The sequence below is a fragment of the Streptococcus sanguinis genome, from assembly GCF_900635155.1.
Classification (GTDB): domain Bacteria; phylum Bacillota; class Bacilli; order Lactobacillales; family Streptococcaceae; genus Streptococcus; species Streptococcus sanguinis_G.
This window is the reverse complement of the sequence record NZ_LR134002.1, coordinates 296068-319075: the sequence shown is the minus strand read 5'-3', so window position 1 is coordinate 319075 and position 23008 is coordinate 296068. Positions and strand designations below refer to the sequence as shown.

The window sequence follows — 23008 nt, the reverse complement described above, 5'->3', positions numbered from 1 at the left end:
AGTTACCTTTCTAGTTCCTTTGCTATTGTCAAAGCGATAGTGAAAAAAGTCATGGCATCAGCTGTCCGCTCTTCATGGCGGGCATCCCAGGTTCGGTTATGATGATCCACATAGTCAGCTGTGTAGAAGAACTGATAGACTTTACTCTTGCGAAATTGACTCCAAGCCATGATAGCTGAAGCTTCCATGTCCACCACTTTGGCTCCAGCAGCCAAGCGACGCTTGACCTTATCAGGCGTTTCTCGATAAAAGGCATCAGTCGTCCAAGACTTGGTGCGGATATGCTCGATATTGTGCTTGTCAAAGATGGCTTCCAGCTCGATCAGCAGAGACTCGTCATAGGCTACTTCGTCACCCGGTGGGGCATAGTGATAGCTAGTCCCTTCATCTCGCAAAGCAGCAGCCGGCAGGATGATTTTATCCGCCTCAATTGAGCGATCCAAAACGCCACAGGAACCTAGAATAATGAAATTCTTGAAGCCTCTAGCCGCCAACTCCTCCAGCTGGCCAACTATCATGGGAGCCCCAATTGGAGCCAACATAACTGCTAGCTTGCTAGGTCCTTGGCCATAAATATACCATGGATGCTGTCCGTTTATGCTTTTCAAATAGCCTCCTGGATAGACTTCCTCTGACTCAATCAAACGTTTCAGAATTTCTCCATTAAAGGACAGGATGATGGTTTCGCACACCTCACCCTTGTCAATAATCTGCCTATCTGTTGGCTCAATGACTGCTGCTACATCTTCAAATTCCTCTAATAGCATAACTTCTCTTTCTTTAAGGCTTCAGCAAATCCACCTTCATCTTTTCTATGCGACGCAGTTTGGTCTCATCTTTTTTAGCTTCACTGATATAGCGAGCCCATTCGCGCTGGTGGCTAAGCGGTAGTTTGATAAAGCGCTCCTTGGCAGGACCGTCCAAGCGCTCTTTCAGTTCAAGGACTACCTGGTTCAAAATAGCATCTGATAAATCTGACATGTCGGTTCCTCCTGTCATATTTCACTTCGATAACTTTGCCAACCTTTTCTAAAGACTTGATGAATGGTGACTGGCTTCGCGGGCATGCTCTAGCTTGTCTAGATAATATTCCCGCTTCTCTTCTACCTCGTGAATGGTTGGCTCGTCTTTCTTACCGTGGACACGAACAATCTTCGCTGGTACACCAACAACTGTCACATCACTTGGAACATCTGCCACTACAACTGCACCGGCTCCAACCTTGGCTTTTTCACCAATCTCAATCGGTCCAATGACTTGGGCATGAGCAGAGACCAAGGCACCTCGACGCACGGTCGGATGTCGCTTGCCTGTATCCTTGCCCGTACCGCCTAGGGTCACGCCGTGATAAAGCATGGCCCCCTTCTCCACAATGGCTGTCTCTCCGATCACCAGCCCACTGCCATGGTCAATGAAGACACCTGACTCAATCTGAGCGCCGGGATGAATCTCAATCTGGGTCCAGAAACGCCAGAATTGACTGTGCATACGCGCCAGCAGCTTGAAGCCGTGCCGCCACAAAAAATGCGAGAGGCGGTGGGCCGCCAAAGCTTTGATGCCTGGATAGGTTAGCAAGACTTCTAACGACGTTCGTGCCGCCGGGTCATTTTCTTTTACAATATCAATGGATTCCTTCCACCAACCCATGCTGGCCTCCTTCCTTCTCTAAACAAGGAGAGACGAGAACTAGGCTCGTCTCTGCCGATTTCTGATGAGGTCTACAGGGTAAGCGACCTCTTATTTTTCTATTTTAGGGCTTTCTTGATGGTCCTTATGGCCCTTGTGCTCCTTGCGCGGATGATGTCCCTTGTCATGATGATGTTTCAGTTTATCAGACTTTGGTGGACGCGGCAGCAATACTTTCATGGAAGCATCTACCCGGCCTTTGGCATCAATCTTGATCACCTTGACATCCACTTCATCACCGATTTGTACGACATCTTCGACGTTGTTGGTCCGAGTCCAAGCCAGCTCTGAAATGTGAACCAGAGCATCCGTCTTGTCAAAGAGATTGACAAAGGCACCGAATTTCTCAATTCGAACAACCTTGGCATGGTAAACTTCGTCCACTTTTGCTTCGCGAACCAAGCCAGCAATGATTTCCTTAGCACGATTAATCGCATCTTGATCACTGGAGTAGATGGATACATTTCCTTCTTCATCAATGTCAATCTTAACGCCGGTCTCAGCGATGATCTTATCGATGGTTTCCCCGCCTTTTCCGATGACAATCTTAATCTTGTCCACATCAATCTTGATAGTGTCGATTTTCGGAGCAGTTGGAGCTAGCTCAGGACGAGGAGCTGGAATTGTCGCTTCAATCAAGTCCAGAATTTCAAAGCGGGCTTTCTTAGCCTGAGCCAGAGCTTCTGTCAGGATTTCCGCTGTAATTCCTTCAATCTTAATATCCATCTGCAGGGCGGTAATCCCTTCGCGGGTACCAGCTACCTTAAAGTCCATGTCGCCAAAATGGTCTTCCAAACCTTGAATGTCCGTCAGAACTGTGTAGTTGCTGCCATCTGAAATCAAGCCCATAGCAATTCCGGCAACCGGTGCCTTAATCGGCACACCACCTGCCATCAGAGCCAAAGTCCCCGCACAGATAGAGGCCTGTGAGGAAGAACCGTTTGACTCCAAGACTTCTGCCACCAAGCGGATAGCGTAAGGAAACTCTTCCAAGCTAGGCAAAACTTGCTCCAAGGCACGTTCCCCAAGAGCACCGTGTCCAATTTCACGACGGCCAGGAGCCCCATAACGGCCTGTCTCACCGACAGAGTATTGTGGGAAATTATAGTGGTGCATGAAACGTTTCTTGTATTCTGGATCCAAGCCGTCCACGATTTGCGTTTCGCCCATTGGTGCCAGAGTCAGGACAGACAAGGCTTGGGTTTGACCACGAGTAAAGAGACCAGAACCGTGAACTCGCGGCAGATAATCCACTTCCGCATCCAGCGGACGGATTTCATCAACCTTACGGCCGTCAGGACGGACCTTATCTTCAGTAATCAAACGGCGCACTTCTGCATGCTCCATTTGCTCCAAGATTTCAGCCACATCCCGCATAATGCGGTCGAATTCTTCGTGATCCGCGTATTTCTCTTCATAAACTGCTGTGACTTGGTCTTTGACAGCCTGAGTTGCGGCTTCGCGCGCCAGCTTTTCTTCTACCTGAACAGCCTTTTGCAAGTCACTGTTGTAGGCTGCGACAATCTCTGCCTGCAGCTCTTCATCAACATGCAGCAATTCTACTTCTGCTTTTTCCTTGCCGACTGCTGCGACAATTTCTTCCTGGAAGGCGATCAATTCTTTAACCGCTTCGTGCCCTTTGAGAAGGGCTTCTAACATGATATCTTCAGTCAGTTCCTTGGCTCCAGACTCTACCATGTTGATAGCATCTTTGGTACCAGCCACTGTCAGTTCCAAAAGTGAAACTTCTTTTTGTTCCTTGCTAGGATTGATGATAAATTCACCGTCTACATAGCCGACCTGAACTCCTGCGATAGGGCCGTTAAAAGGAATATCTGAGATAGAAAGAGCCAGAGAGCTACCGAACATAGCAGCCATTTGAGGCGAAGCATCTTCGTCATAAGAAAGAACAGTATTGATAACCTGAACTTCATTGCGGAAGCCTTCCGCAAACATAGGACGAATTGGGCGGTCAATCAAGCGGGCAGTCAAAGTCGCATCTGTTGACGGACGGCCTTCGCGCTTGTTAAAGCCACCAGGATATTTTCCAGCCGCATACATTTTTTCCTCATAGTTGACCTGCAATGGGAAAAAGTCACCAGTAGCCATCTTTTTGGACATAGTAGCCGCAGTTAAAACGGTACTTTCTCCATAGCGAACAACGGCGCTGCCATTTGCCTGCTTTGCAACCTGACCGGTTTCAACTACCAGCTCACGACCTGCAAAAACGGTTTTAAAAACTTGTTTTGTCATAAAGACTCCTTGCCGAGCACATGCTCAAATTTTTTCATACGCCTTGGCTACAAAGATCAAGATATTAAGACCGTCAAAAGCTCATAGTATAATCACAGCTGACAACTAACCTTCTCAGAATTTTAGCTTTGATATCATGGTCTTAGCAACTTATTATATCCTCATCTTTGTATCAAGCACGTACAGACCTTATTTTACCACAATTTCAGGCAAAAGAAAAAGACTGGAAATGGCTTTTTTCTATAAAAGTACTGAAAATCTATTTTTCTTTTCTATAGCTGATTATAGTTGGCTGTCAGAGTTCGTTTTTTCCCTTTCGATTCGTCAAATAGGATGGCGGTATAGCCACTATTCACTTTTCAAAGAGGACTTCTTGCTTTATAATAAATACAGTGACTCATTTCAAACATGTAAAGGAGACAATCGTGCCAGAACATCAAACAGTTGAAAAGAAAGATTTTTTTTCGCTCCTTGCGACAGCCTTAGTCAGCTTTGCAGGCATCTTATCTGAAACTAGTATGAATGTAACCTTCCCGCACCTAAGCAAGGTCTTTGGGTTAGGATTGGGAACGCTGCAATGGATTACAACAGGGTATTTGTTAGCAGTGGCCATTACGATTACTTTAGGAGCGACCTTAGCCCACAATTGGAAAGAGAGAACCATTCTCTTTACCGCTTTGGCCAACTTTTGCTTGGGAACGCTGATTGCCATGCTGGCTTCCAGCTTTCCCATCTTGATGGTAGGGAGAATCTTGCAAGGAGGAGCTACTGGATTAGCCATTCCTTTGCTCTTTAACTTGATTGTTGAGCGTGTTCCTAAGCAAAAAATTGGAACCTATATGGGCTTGTCTGGGATGGTGGTCAGCCTAGCACCAGCAATTGGGCCGACTTACGGTGGTTTTATGATTAGTCGTTTTGACTGGCATATGATTTATACCTTTATTCTTCCTGTCCCAATCATTTCCTTTATTCTTGGCTTTTTCTTTTTAAGAAATTCCGAGAAGTCTAGGAAACGCGCCTTTGATCTCCTCTCATTTCTTCTCCTAGCAAGCTCACTCGTCTTTGCCATTGTAGCCATCTCTAGCTTAGAAGAAGGACATATCGATTGGCTCTATCTTGCTCTCTGCCTACTGCCACTAGCTTGCTTCATCTATCGGAGCTTGAAAATCGATCATCCATTCCTAGATATTCGTATCTTAAGGCAACCAACGGTCTTATTGGCTATTTTACCCTTCTTTATTTTTCAATTTATCAACCTATCGGCCAACTTTCTGATTCCCAACTTCCTGGTCATAGAAAAAGACATTTCAACCGCTCAGGCAGGCTTCGCACTACTTCCAGGAACCATGCTCGGAGCCTTTCTCTCTCCTGTATTTGGTAAACTCTATGATAGAAAAGGTCCGAAACCAACCCTTTTTACAGGAAATTCTCTTCTTTTCCTTGCTGTACTCTTGCTCCTTATCTTTACAAAAGAACTCACCTTAACAGCTGTTATTGCGATTTATATTTGCTTTACCTTGGGGCGAAACATGGCCTTTAATAACACACTTGCCCTAGCGACGACTCAAGTTGATAAAGGAAAGACTGCAGATACGACCGCGCTGTTTCAACTGGCCCAAACCTTTGCGGGCGCTATAGGTACTGCAGTCACAGCTGTCATCGCCAATCAAGCTCCCAATATGACAAAAGGAACTCAAAACGTCTTTACCCTTTTATTGGGCTTGGTTATTTTCGTATTCTTATCTTATCTACTGCTTTTTAAAAAGATTGCCGCAAAGAAACTTTGACTTTTATACTCAAATGACAAACATCTAAAAATTACTGACTTATCCTTCTCCCCCAAAGACATTTTGGGGGATTTTTTGCTATACTATTTCTATATACGACAAAAGGAGTAGACTATGGAACAAAAACATCGTTCTGAATTTCCAGAAAATGAACTCTGGGACCTAACAGCCCTTTACCAAGACCAGGAGGACTTCCTACGAGCCATTGAAAAGGCCAGAGAGGACATCCAGAAATTTGTCCGTGATTATCAAGGCAAGCTTAGCACTTTCGAAGATTTTGAACGGGCTTTTGCTGAGTTAGAGCAGATTTATATCCAAATCAGCCACATCGGCAACTACGGCTTTATGCCTCAGACTACTGACTTTGGTAACGAGAGCTTTGCGCAGATTGCCCAAGCAGCTATGGAGTTTGAGACGGAAGCCAATGTCGCACTCAACTTCTTTGACGACGCCCTGGTCGGTGCAGATGAAGCTGTCTTAGAAAAACTAGGCCAAGAGCCCCATCTGACTTCAGCCATTCGCCAGGCTAAAATCAAAAAAGCCCACTATCTGGGAGCGGATGTCGAAAAAGCTTTGACCAATCTAGGTGAAGTCTTTTACAGTCCACAGGATATTTACACCAAGATGCGGGCCGGCGACTTTGCTATGGCTGACTTTGAAGTAGACGGCAAGGTTTACAAAAACAGCTTTGTCACCTATGAGAATTTCTATCAAAACCATGAAAATGCAGAAATCCGCGAAAAAGCTTTTCGCTCTTTCTCAGAAGGACTTCGTCAGCACCAAAACACTGCCGCTGCTGCCTATCTGGCTCAGGTCAAGTCCGAAAAATTGCTGGCTGACATGAAGGGCTATGACTCTGTCTTTGACTACTTACTGGCAGAGCAAGAAGTTGATCGCTCTATGTTTGACCGGCAGATCGACTTGATTATGAGCGAATTTGCCCCAGTAGCTCAGAAATACCTCAAGCATGTCGCTAAGGTAAACGGACTTGAAAAAATGACTCTTGCCGACTGGAAGCTAGACTTGGACAGCGAGCTCAATCCCGAAGTCAGCATTGACGATGCCTATGACCTGGTCATGAAGTCAGTCAAGCCACTCGGGCAAGAGTATTGTCAAGAAGTTGCTCGCTATAAGGAAGAACGCTGGGTAGACTTTGCAGCCAATGCCGGAAAAGACTCTGGAGGCTATGCTGCGGATCCTTATCGGGTTCACCCTTATGTCCTTATGAGCTGGACTGGCCGTATGAGTGATGTCTACACTCTGATTCACGAGATTGGCCACTCTGGTCAGTTTATCTTCTCAGACAATCACCAAAGCTATTTCAACGCCCACATGTCCACCTACTATGTGGAAGCACCATCTACCTTTAATGAGCTCCTGCTCAGTGATTATCTGGAGCGCCAATTTGATAACCCACGCCAGAAACGCTTTGCCCTGGCTCACCGTCTGACGGATACTTACTTCCACAACTTCATTACTCACTTGCTGGAAGCTGCCTTCCAACGCAAGGTCTATACTTTGATTGAAGAAGGCGGAACCTTTGGCGCAAGCAAACTCAACGCTATCATGAAAGAAGTCTTGACAGAGTTCTGGGGGGATGCCGTTGAGATTGACGACGATGCTGCCCTGACCTGGATGCGTCAAGCCCACTACTACATGGGGCTTTACAGCTACACTTACTCAGCAGGCTTAGTCATCTCTACTGCTGGCTACCTACATTTGAAAAATGACGAAAATGGTGCCCGTGACTGGCTGGAACTACTCAAATCTGGCGGCAGCAAGACTCCGCTTGAGTCAGCTATGATTATCGGAGCGGATATCTCAACAGACAAACCACTCCGTGATACCATCCAATTCTTGTCTGACACAGTTGATCAGATTATTGCATACAGCGAGGAGTTGGGGGAATAAAGAATAAACAAAATCAGCTTGAAGCAAATCTTCAAGCTGATTTTTAAGTTTAATAAAAATAAAGCGATCCAAAAAAGCGGAGATAAAGTAAAATATAGGCACTAAAACAAGCGATAAATATAAGCCATCTTGTCCAGTACTGTGACTTAGTATAATTCTTCATTCGCAGCAGCCCGATGAAAAACCAAATCAGACTCCAAAAAACCAGTCCTAAAATCTGAGGAGCACAATAGGAAATCAAAAGCAAAATTGGAATCAACAAGGCTAGTACTAGTATGATTCTTTTTTGCGTTATCTGCTCTCTAGGAATCATCCACCCCACAAAGAAACAAAAAACAGCTGGGGCAACAAATGGTGTAAAAATCATAAAAACAAATAAAAGATGTTTTAGCAACTCAATCATTAACATTACCACATTCCCATCATGTTTTAAATAACCCGACTCCCTAACGAGACCCATTGGAAAAAATACTTCTACTTATTATACCTTAAAATGTGAATTTTCGAACAAATTTTTTAAATTGACTTCTTATTGTTACAATCGCAATAAAAAAGACCACTCTATAACCAGAGCAGCCTCAATTTTAAATAGGTCTAATTTAATCTTCCACTCACCTTATCCCAAGTCTGCCACAATCGCTTTAATCTGCTGGGCTGTATGGACACCCGCTAGCTGCTTGACGACTTGACCGTCTTTTTTAAAGAGCAAGGTTGGGATAGACATGATACCAAAGGCGCGTGCTGTAGCTGGATTTTCATCCACATCCATCTTGACAATCTTGAGCTCATCTTCGGAAAGTTCCTCTGAGAGTTTGTCAAGGATTGGCCCCTGCATCCGACAAGGTCCGCACCAAGTCGCCCAAAAGTCAATGAGCACCAATCCGTCTTTTGTTTCTTGCTCAAATGTTGCATCTGTGATTGCTTTTACCATTATTTTTCTCCTTTATTCTTAGTCAAACTTTGTCAAATCCTGCTTCATCAGGAAAAAGAAGACGTCGCCGTAAGTACCCTGATAGTTCAAATCATGGCCTTTATAAGTCAATTTTTTAACTGGGTAATAATCTGCCACTCCAATCAAGCAGGCTTGCTGGGACTGCTCAAACTCCTGATAAGACTCAAAGGTCATCTTCCGCTCTTGCTTGACAGCATCCAAATATGTAATTTCAATCATAAACTCTCCTTTTTAAAACTACTCTTGTAATTTTTATTTTATGATTATATTGTAATAACTTTTGTTACATCTGTCAAATAAAACGACTTGGAGAAATCAATTCACTTTTCAAGCCACTCACCGATTGCCTGACAAATGAAAAAGCCTCCCTACGGAAGACTTTCCCATATAAATAAGAAAAACCAGGCTCAATGCCCCTTGTGCTTTTCCAATCGTTTTTGCTGTTTGAGTTCGAATTTCCTTTGCTTAGCCAGTTCTTTCTGCTGCTTGCGCTTGACTCGAGCGATTTTTTTTTGCTCTTCTAATTGCAGACTCAGCGCTTCCTGAGACTTTGAAGAACGTGAAGCCATCTGCTCCTTTTTAGCCTGTCTCTGCAGGCGTTTAGGACTGACCGACTTCGTCTTCTCCTTCACCCTGATGCTAGGACTAAACTGCAACCGATGATAATAACGGTTTAGAAAATCCAACAATTCCTGCGTACTAGGCTCTGCACCAAAGGTGACTCGGCAAACTCTATAAGATTGAGCATGTTCCTGCTCGAAAAGACCGTGCCAAAATCCCTCTTCAAAATAAACTGTCAGCGTCATTGAAATCTTATCCATGACAGCCCCTCCTTTAAAAATTCCTAAGAATGGACAACCAAGGAGGAAGGTTACTGACAAAAAATGGATTTTTTGCGTCTGGACTACCAACCAGAACTGTGTTTTTATCTTAGTAGCTACAGTTTAGCAAGATTTTCTAAAAAACTCAAGGTTATCGGAATCTCGCTTAGATGACTGAATTAGATTTTCTTGTATGAAATCCAGAAAAATCAAAAACAAGAAATCTCTCTCCTTGTAAAACAGTTTCATTTCCGCTATAATACTACAAATACTGAAAGGAGAGAACTATGAAGTATATTTGGGTTTTCTTAGCAGCCTTGTGCTTGGCTGGACTAGGTCTTTTCTTCTGGCACTCCCAGACCAAACCAAATCCTACCCCTTCTACGCCAGAAACCACTCAGACAAGTTCTAGCGAGAAGAGCGACAAGCAACCAACTCCGACAGAAGACATCGTGTCTGAAGAGTACAGTATTTCATACGATGACAAGCAACTCTACGGAAAGATTACTGCTTCTCGTGACTACAAGAGTAAAAAATTGCCGACTATTGTTATCGCGCATGGATTGAACAACACCCTTGAGCAATATGAAATGTACAGCCAGCTGCTGGCAAAGCAAGGTTATCTGGTTTACAGCTTTGATTTCTACGGCGGCAGTCGCCAATCGAAAAGCGGTGGACAAGACATGCTTAATATGTCGGTCAAGACCGAACTCACAGACTTGACTCAAGTCATGGAAAAGCTGAGTTCTGAGACCTTTGTAGATAAGAGCAAAATGAGCTTATTCGGTGCTAGCCAAGGTGGTGTCGTTGCCAGTCTCTATGCTGCTACTTATCCGGACCGCGTACACAAACTCTTGCTCATCTTTCCAGCTTTCGTTCTTTTTGACGATGCCAAGGAAACCTACCGCGAGCTTGGAAGTCCCGACTTCGATCAACTTCCAGACAGCCTGACACACCACAATACCACTCTGGGCAAGATTTACCTAATCGATGCCTTAGACATTGACATCCAAGCAGAGCAGGCCAACATCACAGCTCCAACCCTCATTATCCACGGAACTGATGATGCAGTCGTGCCCTACCAGTATGCTGTTCAAGCGAGTCAGACTATTCCAAATGCAGAGCTGGTCACAGTAGAAGGTGGAGAGCACCGTATCGACGAAAGATTTGCTATCACTGCCGCTCCTGCCATCCAAAAATTCTTGAAAGAGTAAAATTTCTGATATAAAAAGTTCTTCTAAAATAATAGAAGGGCTTTTTTGGACCACAAAAAGAGTCTGACTGAGTTAGAATCAAGACTAAGGAAAAGCCCTCTGAATCCAGAGAGCTGATTTGAGATCGGACTAAGATCCTAGTGAAAACAAAAAAATCTCCCCGAAGGGAGATCATTCTGGTTTATTTTACCTTACAGTGCTAGGAACCGTACCCGAAGATAATACTTGAGTATGAAGATAATACTTGAGTATATCGAGGTAAGGTGACAAGGCAATGTAAGTGGAAAATAAAGCAGATTAGCGACGAAGTCCAAGAGAGTTGATCAACTCACGGTAACGGTTAACGTCGTTCTTACGAAGGTAAGCCAAGAGGTTACGACGGCGACCGATTTTCTTCATCAAGCCACGGTAAGTAGCGTGGTCTTTTTTGTGTTGTTTGATGTGGTCGTTGAGGTGGTTGATTTCCCAAGTAAGGACAGCAACTTGTACCTCTACTGAACCAGTGTCACCTTCGTGACGTGCGTATTGTGCAATGATTTCATTTTTTTTCTCTTTTGAGATTGCCATGATATACTCCTTTTCTTTACGCTTCATCCGAGTGGCAGGTTTGGCATGTCCTGCAACCAAGAAGAAGTTATTTGTCTTTACGACATACTTATTCTACCAAGAAGGGCTACCTTTGTCAAATGATTCTGTTTCAAATCTTTTGTATGAGGAATTCAGGCTCTTTCATTTACAATTCAACCCCAAAGATTTCTAAAGAAAGCATTTCTATCTCGGTCAGCCTCCGCCATTCTCCAAGAGCTAGTGCGGGATCCAACTGTAGGGGCCCCATCGTGAGACGCTGAAGATCCGTAACTTCTTTTCCGCAGGCAGCCACCATGCGCTTGACCTGGTGAAATTTTCCTTCAGCTAGAGTAATTTCTACGAGAGAAGTCTCTTTTGCCTCGTCCAGCTCTAAAATCTTGAGCTGAGCTGGCTGACAGGTGAAGTCTTTCAGTTCTATTCCTGCAGCAAAGCGCTCTACATCTGCTTGGTTCATCAGGCCTGCCACTTGAGCTCGGTAGATTTTTTCGACGTGCTTTTTGGGTGACAGCATGGCATGGGCTAGCTTGCCATTATTGGTCAGAAGGAGAAGGCCGTGGGTATCAATATCCAAACGGCCGACAGGAAAAACTTCTTTCTGACGGGCAGTCTCGTCTAGCAAGTCCAGAACTGTCTTATGACGGTCATCCTCTGTCGCCGAAATGACTCCCTGCGGCTTGTTGAGAAGGTAGTAAACGAATTTTTCATAGGTCAACCTTTGGCCAGAAACGACAATCTCATCTGCTGTCTCATCAATCTGGGTCTTAGGTGATTTCTCTACTCTGCCATTGACCAAAACCAGCCCTTTCTTTAGAAGCTGCTTGACCTGAGCGCGTGAGCCCAGACCATTTTCTGCTAAAAATTTATCCAGACGCATCGTATAACCTCCTAACTTTCTGAAGCCATTCCGCTCTTTTCTTTGCTAAATCTTAGCACAAAGAGCGAGGTCAAAATCATAGCCAGCCCCAAAACGCTGAAGATAAAGGCTGGGGCGTTAGAGAATCTCCCAATGAAACTGAGGACAAATGTAGTGGCCGTTGCTCCAATACTGCAACCTAAAATCACGATAGAAGTGGCTTGATTGAGGAGGTGGGCGGAAATGCGCTCGGACAGGGTGTAAAAAATGGTCGTCAGACCGACACTATAGACAAAGCCGGCGCTAATAGTAGCCATGCTGAGTGACAAGAGATTAGGTGAGAAGCCAATGATAATCTGACTCAGTCCAAAAACCAGACCAGAAAGCATCAGCAGTTTATCTCTAAAAAGACGGGTCAAACTAGCAAAGCTGATGCCCGCTGCAATCCCAATCAACTGCATTAAGGAAAGAATCACGCCTGCAGTTTGGGCTGTCCCCATGCCAGACTTCTCTACAATCCCCGGCACCCGCACATTGATGGCAATATAGGTCAGCACAATAACCCCCGCCACAAAGGCAAAAGCTAGACTCAGCTGCCAATTCTGACTGCTTAGCTTGGGAGTCGATTCAAACTGTTCTTGCTGCTTTTCAGAGACCTTGTTATAAGGGACAAAAAGCAGATATAGCACCAAGACCACCAGTCCGAAGCTATAGACGAGAAAGGCAGCCTGCCAACCGAGAGGAAGAAGCCGACTGACGCCAAAAGTCAAGAGGGCTGTCCCGACTACTTCTGCTGATCCCCTCAGTCCTAAAAGCCGAACGCGTTCCTGCCCCTTGTAGCGCTCGCTCACAATCGAAATCGCCTTGGCATTGAGCAGACCAATTCCCATCCCAAAGACAAGCCGAGATACAAACATAAGCCAGTAAGACTGATTAAGAAGAGGAAGAAGTCCGCAAAGTGAAAAGATCAGAAGCCCGCTCACAATCATCTGACGCTCTGTCAGGTATTTTTCAATGACCCTATTAAACAGCAACATCAGCATAATCCCAGCCGAAGGCAAAGAAACTAGAAGTTCTACCCAACTTTCTGGAATCCCCTTATAAAAAGCAAACATGGCCGACTGGGCACTGGAAATCGAAAAAGCCGTCGTCAGAATCAAAGAAAGCGAGAGGATACTCACCTTTTCCATCAATTTTTTCATTCTATTTTCCTTTAAAATTCACACTACCTCTATCATACAGTTTTTTGGGTCAAGACGCAATTTCTTTGTCAGGAATATTATGGGTCGCTGTCGCTCCATTCAAAATCAGGCACCGCCAGCCAGTCAAAACCGCTCCCGCCTTTATTTCTTGCAGGTTTTATGTTATGATGAAGGATAGAAAAAGGAGAGAATCATGTCTGTGAGTGAAAAAACATCTGTTATTGAAAGATTAACCAAACCAGCCCATTTAATTGATATGAAGGACATTATCCGCGAGGGCAATCCGACCCTGCGCGCTGTCGCTGAGGAAGTCAGCTTCCCTCTGTCTGATCAGGACATCATTCTGGGCGAGAAGATGATGCAATTTCTCAAGCATTCCCAGGATCCAGTCATGGCAGAAAAAATGGGGCTTCGCGGCGGTGTTGGTCTAGCTGCTCCCCAGCTGGACATTTCCAAACGCTTAATTGCTGTTTTGGTCCCAAATCCTGAGGACGAAGAGGGCAATCCGCCTAAGGAAGCTTATAGTCTGCAAACGCTGATGTACAATCCTAAGATTGTAGCTCACTCCGTTCAGGATGCAGCTTTAGCTGATGGTGAAGGCTGTCTGTCAGTCGATCGAGAAGTACCGGGCTACGTGGTTCGGCATGCGCGAGTGACCGTGGATTACTTTGACAAAGACGGTCAAAAGCATCGTATCAAGCTCAAGGGCTATAACGCAATTGTTGTTCAACATGAAATCGACCATATTAACGGCATCATGTTTTACGACCGCATCAATGAAAAAGACCCATTTGCAGTCAAAGACGGCATGTTGGTGATTGAGTAAACAACTTGCATATCATTATCAAAAATACCTAGATAGAAACTATCTAGGTATTTTTCTATTCTAACTATCCCGTCTCCAGAAAATAGCCAAGAGGATAACTGCTCCTAGCACTGATGGAACAATAGCTGTATCAGCAAGCATTGGTCCCCAATGGCCAAAGAGAAATTGACCAATCAAGGAACCAAACCAACCCAAGAGGATCTTTCCGATACAGCCCATGCGCTCCCCACGGCTAGTAATAGCCCCGGCGATAAGACCGATGATAAAACCGACAAACATACTACCAATCATATATTCCCCTTCTTTCTATATTTCTAGCAAGGCTTCTCAAGAAGCAAGTGGAAGCCGTCATTATGGAATGCGCCATTCAAGGCAGCTCAAAATCTTAAATCACCCAGTCTCCATTGCGGAAGATTGGCACACGGCTGCCGTCTTCGCGGATACCGTCAATATCCATCTGGTTAGAACCAATCATAAAGTCCACATGGACATCCGAGCGGTTGAGACCCGCTGCTTCTAGCTCTTCTTCGGAGAAATTCTCTCCACCGACCACACTAGTCGCATAAGCTGCACCGATAGCCAAGTGGTTAGAGGCATTTTCATCAAAGAGGGTATTGAAGAAAGTAATACCTGACTGAGAAATCGGACTCGGATCTGGAACCAAGGCACACTCACCTAAAGCACGCGCGCCAGCATTTTCAAAGACAAGATCCTTCATAACCTGATCGCCCTTTTCAGCGGTAACATCCACAATCTGGCCATCCTTGAAGGTCACCTTGATGCCCTCAATGATGTTGCCATTATAGCTAAGAGGCTTGGTACTGGTTACATAACCATCTGCTCGGCGGAAGTCCGGTGCTGTAAAGACCTCTTCTGTCGGCATGTTGGCAATGAAATACTCGCCCTGAGCATTTAGACTACCAGCTGATTCCCAGTGGTGGTTCTTGGGCAAGCCCAGTGTCAAGTCTGTTCCAGGAGCTGTGTAGTGGAGAGCAGTGAATTGCTCTTCATTTAAAACCTTCGCTTTTGAGCTAAGTTTTTCTTCATGAGCTTTCCAAGCGGCTACTGGGTCATCCTCATAGACACGACAGGTTTTGAAAATCTGATCCCATAGAAGATCTACTGCTTCCTCATCGCTGGCTGCATTTGGAAAGACCTTCTTAGCCCACTCTGTACCCGCTGCTGCAGCGACTGTCCAGCTGACTTTATTGGATTGGGTTGCGATTCGCATCGGCTTCATGGCTATCCCCATAGCCTTAGCAGAAGCCGATAATTTCTCAGCATCCACGCCATTTAAAGCTCCTGGGTCAGATGAACGAACACCCAAGCGACTGGCTTTCTTTTCGAGGAGATAGTTCATCTCAGCCACCTTATAGTCTGGGACATTGTCCAAGCGCCCCATCGGTGCATGGAGGAATTTTTCCCGCGTACTCAAATCATCCACCCACTGGACGATGACCTCGTGAGCTCCCAGAGCATAGGCCTCCTTGACAATCAAGTGAGCCAGCTCACGCTGCTCCACATCAATATTGAGCGCTACCGTGTGACCCGGCTGCACATTAATACCAATGGCAACCAATAGTTTAGCGTATTTTTCTAAGTTTTCTTTAAAATTTGGCAGAACCATTCTGCTTCTCCTTTTCTTTTGTTATTTCTCTTTAAACAGGGACAGTAGGCTAACCGCTGCCACAGTGCCGCAAATCAAAGCGGTCATTTTCAAAATCGTATCTGGATCAAGATCCAGCTGGTAATCCAACACTTTTTGCGCTGGCTTATCCTGAGCGGAAATGGTAAGCTTCATGAGCAAGTCCTTTCTAAAACATAATTCTAAGGTATAAATTTCTAATCGTGCTGGAGTCTTCAGAATCCTCAATTAATAGATTAAAACAAATCACTATGACTGCCTGTCCTAAGCAAGTTTAAAATCAATTCTTCCTTGTCTACTTTATAGACCAGGAGCCAATCCGGCTGGATATGGCATTCACGCACTCCTTTAAAGTGCTTGGATGCTGTCAGTTGATGATCTCGATATTTGGCAGGAAGTTCCTTTTCCTGAATCAAAAACTCCAATACTTCTTCTAACAAGTTTGCCTTAAGTCCACGCTTCATAGCCAACTTAAAATCTTTTTTAAACTGTTTATGATAACGAATCTTAAGCACGCAAATCCTCCATCAAGTCTGAGACACTTACAAAAGACTGACTCATATTCCGATTTTGATCTAAATCTGCCAATACTTCCACTAGCTTCCGACTTTCATCCAGTCTGACATCAAAGGGTAGCCCTTGGTATTGAATAGCCTGACGAAGAAAAATATTGATAGCCGTTGTCATATCCATTCCCAAGCTGTTGAAAACCTGCTGAGCCTGCTCCTTGATCTCACTGTCCAAGCGGATGCTCATACTAGTCTTTGACATACTCTCACCTTCTTTCTATAGACTATTTTAACAAAAAAGAAAGCCGATGTAAATCTATTAGATATACATCGGCTTCTCAAATTTCCTATATATGATAAATCTTATAACTTACTTTTTACTTCCTATAAATTCGTTAACCATAGGTAAAATCTCGTTTTCCAGTCCTACAATCTGATCTGATTTCCATTTAGTCTTTTCCGTTATGGCAGCCATTATTTGCAATTTTAGACTCTGACGACTAAAAATTCCTTCCCACTGTTTATATTTTGCACTCGGATCCAAATTTCCAAACTTGGAATTCTGGCTATCTGTAATGATACAAAGGTTCCCAAAGGAGTGCAAAAATTCATCATCCATTTTCTCAATTCTTTCATCACTATTGGGATTCTGAGGATGCCAATGCTCTATGGAACGGCGATATGCAAATTTGAAATTATCAAATTTAATATTCTCGTACTCTTTCTCTAATTCGGCACGATTTTCCCATAAAACATAATCCACAAAGTTAAATGCATAAACAGGAATATCCCCGTATTTCTTTATACTTCCATCCTCGGTAAACAATCTTTCTTCTGCATATCTCACTGCCATTTTTTCAAGAAAATCCTTAAACTGACTAGCAAATTCTGCTTGATTTAACTCTTCAATATGGTTAAAGAGAAATTGCAAGATTTCATATAACCAACGACTATCTCGATTGGCAGTAAAGGTTACAGCAAACATGGATTGGAGGAGGATAATGTTTTTGTTTAAATTGTAAAAAGTGTTTTTTTGAAAATTAATTCGAACATATCTCCATCCACCGTTTTGATTTTGCTGGTATGTTTCGTACTTACCTCGTTTGATTTGCCATTCTGTTTCATTTTCTAATTGGACATTTTTTACAATAAGCGTATCAAATATATGCTTCATAGTCAGAAGTAGTTGCCCAAATTGTTGGACCCATTCTCTATCTCGTCGTTCAATTTCAAAAATTTTCAATAATTTTTTATCATCAAATGTAGTTTCATTACTTCCTTCCATGATGAAAAACACTTGAAGCAAAAACGTTGGAAAATCAATTACAGTTGTATAGTTTGAAATATCTGACTCTTTACTTACTGCTATTCCCCTCTCAGATTTGTTCCCAGAAATAACCTCTAGTAAACTTTTTTTCTCTAACTTTTCAACTTCTATCTTATCAAATACATCTAGCAATTTGAAATCAGCATATTCTTTTCCAAAAATTTTCTCCCCCTCTTCATCAGGATTGTTTGGTCTACTTCGGATTTGAAAAGCTTTTAACACCGGCTTATCAAACTCTGCGCAGGCATCCCAGATTCTCGCAAATTTATGTGCCATTTCTTGATCTTCACCAAACTTAGCCATCATTTGTGCTTTAAGAATTTCATGGGCCTCTAGTTGCTCTCCTCGAGAGTTGAAACGTTCGAAATAGAGATTCAAATCTAAATCATTAGGCAAAATACTACGAAAAATAATGACATTATCAAATAGATATTCAAAGAAAGATTGAGAGTCAAATTGTCGCTCCTCTAGCACTTTTTTCAAGGCGTCTTTAGCATGTCCGTAACCTCTAGTCAGCTCATTTTCATCGTCCTCAGAAATTTTTTGCTTGGTAAATAGCTTTTGAATGTTCTCATTTGACTTCTTCCTAGCTGGGAAAGTAAGATTGATAGCTTTCAATCTATCAAAACCAATCTCATTTTTCAAAGCTAAGGCAATCAAATTAAAGGCAGTTGTCCGCTGTTGCCCATCTATGATTTTGAAAAGACCATTCTCTTCATTAACGACTAATGTTCCAATATAGTAATTTTCTCTTTGTTCTTGACAAGCATCTGCTACATCGTTCAATAATTGCTCAATTTCATCATAAGTCCAGGCAAAATTTCTCTGGTAAAGAGGAATAGCATAGCTATCTTCATTTAACAAACGATTAACTGATAAGCTTATATGTGTTTCTACCATTTCCCTTTTTCCTCCTCTATAATTTGCTCCACAGTATAATTTTCAAATAATTCTCGATCTATCTTGACCATGAAATCATTTGGAGTTACAGCATGGGCTAAAAGTTGGAATAGTTTTTGAACATCTTTTTGTCTGAACCTTCCACCACCAGCATAGTTTCCAACAGTTGCATCATATATCGCTCGAGATTTAACACGGGGGTAGTAAGACCAAATAAATAAGGTCTCTACTATTTCCTTTGATAGCTTTTCTTTTCCAAATCTCTCTGCAAAAAGCGAGCAAATATTCAGAAACATATTTTGGCACTTGAGATAACGTCCCTTTGAACTATTATATATTTTAACCATACCTTCTGGGTAAGTTAAGTTTTTTTCTTCCCCCTCAGGCTCATCAGAAAATCCTAACTTTTCATTTAAAAAATCTTTATGATCTTTAATAGTTTCATGGGCCGATTCAATATACTCAAAAAATTTTTTTCCATCAATAATAGGCACGGTAATTGACATAGGGAACTCTTCAATATGACGATATAATTCTAGGTATGGAAAGTTCTGATTTAAATCAACACCTTTAAAATCATCAATGAAATCCTCTGTAAAACGTAGATAAGAGCCATAACGCTTATTTGTTAATCCAGTTTCTCCTCGAGACCAACGTCTCATACGAAAAAGATGCCTATCAAATAGCTCTTTGAGACTTAAATCTTTGTCTTCCACAAACTGCTCCCATTTTTCAACAATCTTTTCATCTTCTGAATCTTGCTTACGAAGATGATAAGCTTTGAGCAAATCATGAGGCTCTAAAGATTTTCCACGATTATTTTGAGAATCAAACAGCTGAAAGGCCTCTGATAATCGTTCCTGTGGCATAGTAATCACCGAGATAGAACAATTTTCAAGTAGAAAACTACACACCTGTTCAGCTTCTTTTTCGCCTACGAGTTGGATTAAATTCTTCCATTCATTAAAATTTTCGTAAGCATTATAGCAAGACAGTTCTCCAAAGTCAGCTTCAAGTAAATATTTTGCTCCTTTAAATTCATCATATCTTTCCAAAGCACAAAGAAATAGCGAAATAGAAACCAATCGTTGCTGGCCATCTACAATATCTAGGCATCCATCATTCTCATGCAAGATAACAGAGCCAATTTGATATTCCTTTTTTAAAATAGTATCTCGTAAATCATAAAAAAGATTACGAATATGCTTTCTGTTCCATTTATAAGGTCTTTGATAATTTGGTATTCTTAGCCTATCCCATTTCAATATTTCTGATACTTTTTTACTTTCAAACCCTATTTCTTTTTCATTGACATTCATCATTATCTCCTAAAAATCTTATCAGCATAGAATCTTTGGTCGATTAATGCTTTGGAATAATAGTAGCATTAGGAATTGCTTTTGCAACGTTTTCTGCTACTATTTTATCAAAATATGGTCCTGCAATTTGATTACCAAACCAATCTACAACAATCCATTCAATCATTTTTCCATCCTTTATTTCTCAATATAAAAATTCTACACCTTTCAGTGGATATTTTTTGTCCACCCGGGTTCAATTATCGAAAATATTTATTGATAGTAACCTAAAATTTCTTTCATCGTCTTCTGAATATCATCAACCAAAGACTGTGGCGACAAAATTCTAACTGCTTCTCCTTGACCGAGCAGCCAACGTTTAAGACCCGGTGTATATTGACTCTCAAATTTAAATCGTGTCCATCCTTCGTCAGCTGATAAGCGCTGTGCATTAGGAAATTGGTCTAAAATAATAGTTGGATCATAACGGAATTCCAATTCAACTGTGATTTTTCTTCCTAGAAAAGCGTCTACTCGCTGATTACGAATATCTCCATCTCTGAATTTTCTGCCATAAGAGATGTTGGGTTTAGATTCCTTTGTGGCCTTCCAAGTGTGTATTCTGTCCAAACGCAAGGTCATGTAATGCTCATTCTTAAGATTGTAAGCTACAATATAGAAATAATGAATGTCATAATACAGAGAAACTGGAAAAATTAAATGTTCTTTTTTATCTTGATATGGACTCTTGTAGACAATTTCTAGCACCTTCTCCTTGCGAATCATTTCTGACCATTCCCAAATCTTTTGAATACGACTTTGCTCGTCTGTAATTGGGGCGTAGTTCAGTCTTTCGCTGTTGATAATCATTTCTATTTCTTTTTGTTCCTCTTTTGAAACAAGCCTCAACAAACTTTTTAACAAATCCTCATTCTCTAATTTGTTTAAAGCTCTATTTTCCAGTAAAATTTTAGAAATAATTAAAATATCTTTTTTATTAAAGAGTGATTTTCCTTTTAAATATCTTGTATGATGTTTTGAATCGTAAGCCAATTCAGCTGCAATCATGGGCTGAGTCATTAAAAAATCACCTAATAAAGAGAAATCTCTCTGAATCGTTTTTGCACTAACCTCAAACTCATCACTTAATTGATTTTTTGATAGATGAGCTCCTGATTGCAAACGTAACAAAATGGATAAAATACGTTCTTGATCGTTCATAAAACTTCCTCTTTCCCTATATTATAACATGAATATCCTATACATCTGCTCCGAATCCTATTATTTTTGAGTTATTTTCTTTTTTATCTAAATTGTGTATTGCTTTTTCAAAATCTCTGTAAGACAAATAGCTCAATTCTGCATCAGTTAGGGCTGATACTCTCTCTTTTTTCATCAGTCGCTCCGCCTGAATATATAAAACTAACTCAAATAGTTTTCTGACATAGCGAGCATTACCAAAACTTTCTGAGCAAAGACATTTTTCAAAATGAGTCAGGAGGATAGTTTTGCATTTCTTATCTATTATATAACCTTGTTGATCAGCCATTAGAGTCAATATGTCATACAGTTCATACTTGTTATAATTCTCAAAATGAATTTTTCTACTAATTCTAGAAGCTAAACCTGGATTGGTGTTTAAAAACTCCTCCATCATTTCTGTATAACCAGCGAAAATCACAATGACATCATTTCTATTATTTTCCATCTCCTGGATAATTGTAGGAATAGCTTCATTAGCAAAATCACGCTCTCCTTGTGGAATTAGACTATAGGCCTCATCAATAAACAAAATGCCTCCTTTTGCATTATCAAATAATCTTTTAACCTTTGGAGCTGTTTGGCCAACATATTCACCTATTAGATCTGAGCGACCTACTTCAATCAAAACGTTTGATTGAATAATACCATGTTCATAAAAAATTTTTGCCAACAATCTAGCAACGATTGTTTTTCCAGTTCCAGATGCTCCAGAAAACATAAAGTGCATAGAAGGTCGAACGAGTGAAGAATTTATTTTAAGTCTTCTTTGCGATATAGAAAAATAAGCTAAAATTCTATGAATCAGATTTTTAACAGTAGATAAGCCTACCAAACGGTCTAGCTCCTTCAAAGTATCTGAATTTGTGGCTAATTGATTGTTGCAACCTTTCATACAAAACAGATCCAACGGCAAAGAAAAACTTTGTTTCCCAATACTCAAATTACTTTCTATTACATTATATTCAATAATCTTTTGAGCAAAATAACAACTATCGTAACTATTTGTAAGACAATTGTGATTTGAAAGTAATTTTATTTGATCTTCTTTTAAATGATAACCATAATCCCCTAAGCGAAACTTTATAATATTAACAAGTTCGTTATATGAGTAGGGAGGAAAATTCAATTCATAAACGACATAAAATAGAGGAAGAAATTCTCTAGATATTTCATAAGCTATGCTATCTGATTCTGCCAAAAAAATATATATTCTTCCTCCCCTTGTTTCTAAAATATTATTTTTTAATTCCTCTTTTCTTCTAGGATGCATAGTTGAATAGTCCTTTATTATCACTAAACGCTGTTCTGACTCAAAATTAGCTGAAAATCCATCTTTCAAAATAGTCTTACACTTGACATTTAACAACCTCATCAAATATTTTATAGCAAATTTTTTACCAGTTCCTAAAGAACCTTTGAAAATTAAAAACTGATTTTCAACAAGCACCTTTTCATTTTTTCGCCTTCTTTCCTTTTGATTATTTAAAAACATTTTTAGTTTTAAAACATACTCTTGAAATTCATTTAAACCTATAATATTTAAGTCTTCGCATTCTAAATCAGTAAAAGCAAAGCCATCAGAATTTGAAAACTCTTTTTCATCTGAATAAAGAAAAAGCTGACCTATTTGAGCTGAATACTTGTTCCCCACCTCCTTTAAATATTCTATTTTACTGATAGATTTAACTTTAAAATCAGTGCGTTCTTCATCATTAATCCCCAAAGTTTTTAGCTTATCAAACAAATCCTCTTTAGTAGGTTCTGTTACTCCAACAACGTAAAGACATGTCTTGCTTTTAAAACAATAAAACCATTGATTATCTTGGATAAAATTCTCATCTGCTTCTTTAATATTTTTATTCATTTTTCTAAATTCTATTTGATAAAAAAACATCTTTTCCCCCATCCACTATTTACTAAAATAAAGATAGCAAAAAAGATGGACAAAATTCGTCCATCTTTTAACTTTTTTG

The 23008-nt window shown here is 41.3% G+C and carries 25 protein-coding genes; 4 read left to right on the top strand and 21 right to left on the bottom strand.

All coding sequences use genetic code 11. The annotated features are described in order from the left end of the window. Positions 1-2: 2 nt before the first annotated feature. From ELZ47_RS01640 to pnp, 4 genes are all read right to left on the bottom strand, one after another. A complete protein-coding gene (locus tag ELZ47_RS01640) occupies positions 3-767 on the bottom strand; it encodes a nucleoside phosphorylase (protein ID WP_126435065.1) in 765 nt (254 codons plus the stop codon). 13 nt (positions 768-780) lie between these two features. Further along, a complete protein-coding gene (locus ELZ47_RS01635; protein WP_126435063.1) occupies positions 781-999 on the bottom strand; it encodes a YdeI/OmpD-associated family protein in 219 nt (72 codons plus the stop codon). Between the two features lie 30 nt (positions 1000-1029). Beyond that, a complete protein-coding gene (gene cysE / locus ELZ47_RS01630) occupies positions 1030-1647 on the bottom strand; it encodes a serine O-acetyltransferase (protein WP_126435061.1) in 618 nt (205 codons plus the stop codon). Between the two features lie 90 nt (positions 1648-1737). Continuing rightward, on the bottom strand, positions 1738-3939 hold the full coding sequence (pnp, locus tag ELZ47_RS01625) for a polyribonucleotide nucleotidyltransferase (RefSeq protein WP_125332124.1): 2202 nt from the start codon (positions 3937-3939) through the stop codon (positions 1738-1740). Positions 3940-4364: 425 nt separating this feature from the next. Between pnp and ELZ47_RS01620 the strand changes: the two genes are divergently transcribed. After that, entirely contained in the window at positions 4365-5726 is a 1362-nt protein-coding gene (locus ELZ47_RS01620; RefSeq protein ID WP_125332126.1) for an MFS transporter, read from the top strand. Positions 5727-5840: 114 nt separating this feature from the next. Then, positions 5841-7637 carry an oligoendopeptidase F gene (pepF, locus tag ELZ47_RS01615; protein WP_125332128.1) on the top strand — a complete coding sequence of 599 codons (1797 nt, stop codon included), beginning with the start codon at positions 5841-5843 and terminating at the stop codon, positions 7635-7637. Positions 7638-7686: 49 nt separating this feature from the next. Here pepF and ELZ47_RS11945 read toward each other — a convergent pair whose 3' ends face one another. From ELZ47_RS11945 to ELZ47_RS01590, 4 genes are all read right to left on the bottom strand, one after another. Next, complete coding sequence (locus ELZ47_RS11945) at positions 7687-8097, bottom strand: hypothetical protein (RefSeq protein ID WP_125332130.1); 411 nt, start codon at positions 8095-8097, stop codon at positions 7687-7689. Between the two features lie 156 nt (positions 8098-8253). Further along, positions 8254-8568 (bottom strand): thioredoxin, encoded by a 315-nt coding sequence (gene trxA, locus ELZ47_RS01605; RefSeq protein WP_125332132.1) that lies wholly within the window; start codon positions 8566-8568, stop codon positions 8254-8256. Between the two features lie 18 nt (positions 8569-8586). Then, positions 8587-8808 carry a DUF4649 family protein gene (locus tag ELZ47_RS01600; RefSeq protein ID WP_002899027.1) on the bottom strand — a complete coding sequence of 74 codons (222 nt, stop codon included), beginning with the start codon at positions 8806-8808 and terminating at the stop codon, positions 8587-8589. A 188-nt stretch (positions 8809-8996) separates the two neighbouring features. Beyond that, complete coding sequence (locus tag ELZ47_RS01590) at positions 8997-9410, bottom strand: YjdF family protein (protein WP_002926055.1); 414 nt, start codon at positions 9408-9410, stop codon at positions 8997-8999. Positions 9411-9697: 287 nt separating this feature from the next. Here ELZ47_RS01590 and ELZ47_RS01585 point away from each other — a divergent pair, with 287 nt between their 5' ends. Continuing rightward, a complete protein-coding gene (locus ELZ47_RS01585; RefSeq protein ID WP_125332134.1) occupies positions 9698-10624 on the top strand; it encodes an alpha/beta hydrolase family protein in 927 nt (308 codons plus the stop codon). Between the two features lie 297 nt (positions 10625-10921). Here ELZ47_RS01585 and rpsO read toward each other — a convergent pair whose 3' ends face one another. The 3 genes from rpsO to ELZ47_RS01565 form a co-directional block, all read right to left on the bottom strand. Beyond that, positions 10922-11191 (bottom strand): 30S ribosomal protein S15, encoded by a 270-nt coding sequence (rpsO, locus tag ELZ47_RS01580; RefSeq protein ID WP_004193424.1) that lies wholly within the window; start codon positions 11189-11191, stop codon positions 10922-10924. 166 nt (positions 11192-11357) lie between these two features. Beyond that, positions 11358-12086, bottom strand: a complete 729-nt coding sequence (locus ELZ47_RS01570) for a pseudouridine synthase (protein ID WP_126435057.1) — start codon at positions 12084-12086, stop codon at positions 11358-11360. Positions 12087-12097: 11 nt separating this feature from the next. Continuing rightward, a complete protein-coding gene (locus ELZ47_RS01565) occupies positions 12098-13267 on the bottom strand; it encodes an MFS transporter (protein ID WP_002914064.1) in 1170 nt (389 codons plus the stop codon). 193 nt (positions 13268-13460) lie between these two features. Between ELZ47_RS01565 and def the strand changes: the two genes are divergently transcribed. Further along, positions 13461-14093, top strand: coding sequence for a peptide deformylase (gene def, locus ELZ47_RS01560; protein WP_002917754.1), 633 nt, complete (start codon positions 13461-13463; stop codon positions 14091-14093). 60 nt (positions 14094-14153) lie between these two features. On the opposite strand, the gene ELZ47_RS01555 is transcribed toward def, so the two are convergent. The 10 genes from ELZ47_RS01555 to ELZ47_RS01520 form a co-directional block, all read right to left on the bottom strand. Then, complete coding sequence (locus tag ELZ47_RS01555) at positions 14154-14384, bottom strand: GlsB/YeaQ/YmgE family stress response membrane protein (protein ID WP_002893807.1); 231 nt, start codon at positions 14382-14384, stop codon at positions 14154-14156. Between the two features lie 94 nt (positions 14385-14478). Beyond that, entirely contained in the window at positions 14479-15720 is a 1242-nt protein-coding gene (locus tag ELZ47_RS01550) for an aminopeptidase (RefSeq protein ID WP_126435055.1), read from the bottom strand. A 21-nt stretch (positions 15721-15741) separates the two neighbouring features. After that, positions 15742-15894 (bottom strand): hypothetical protein, encoded by a 153-nt coding sequence (locus ELZ47_RS11845; protein ID WP_049552879.1) that lies wholly within the window; start codon positions 15892-15894, stop codon positions 15742-15744. A gap of 80 nt (positions 15895-15974) precedes the next feature. Continuing rightward, positions 15975-16253 carry a type II toxin-antitoxin system YafQ family toxin gene (locus ELZ47_RS01545; RefSeq protein WP_002902247.1) on the bottom strand — a complete coding sequence of 93 codons (279 nt, stop codon included), beginning with the start codon at positions 16251-16253 and terminating at the stop codon, positions 15975-15977. Then, positions 16246-16509 carry a type II toxin-antitoxin system RelB/DinJ family antitoxin gene (locus tag ELZ47_RS01540; protein ID WP_126435053.1) on the bottom strand — a complete coding sequence of 88 codons (264 nt, stop codon included), beginning with the start codon at positions 16507-16509 and terminating at the stop codon, positions 16246-16248. The genes ELZ47_RS01545 and ELZ47_RS01540 overlap by 8 nt, the downstream gene beginning before the upstream one ends. Positions 16510-16617: 108 nt before the next feature. After that, positions 16618-18474, bottom strand: coding sequence for a DUF262 domain-containing protein (locus ELZ47_RS01535; RefSeq protein ID WP_126435052.1), 1857 nt, complete (start codon positions 18472-18474; stop codon positions 16618-16620). Beyond that, entirely contained in the window at positions 18468-19796 is a 1329-nt protein-coding gene (locus tag ELZ47_RS01530; RefSeq protein ID WP_126435050.1) for a DUF262 domain-containing protein, read from the bottom strand. Before ELZ47_RS01530 ends, ELZ47_RS01535 begins: the two co-directional genes overlap by 7 nt. 40 nt (positions 19797-19836) lie before the next feature. Beyond that, positions 19837-19959 carry a hypothetical protein gene (locus tag ELZ47_RS12045; RefSeq protein ID WP_268688782.1) on the bottom strand — a complete coding sequence of 41 codons (123 nt, stop codon included), beginning with the start codon at positions 19957-19959 and terminating at the stop codon, positions 19837-19839. An 86-nt stretch (positions 19960-20045) separates the two neighbouring features. Beyond that, entirely contained in the window at positions 20046-20993 is a 948-nt protein-coding gene (locus ELZ47_RS01525; RefSeq protein ID WP_126435048.1) for a helix-turn-helix transcriptional regulator, read from the bottom strand. Positions 20994-21030: 37 nt separating this feature from the next. Next, positions 21031-22929 (bottom strand): AAA family ATPase, encoded by a 1899-nt coding sequence (locus ELZ47_RS01520; protein WP_232011364.1) that lies wholly within the window; start codon positions 22927-22929, stop codon positions 21031-21033. Positions 22930-23008 lie beyond the last annotated feature (79 nt).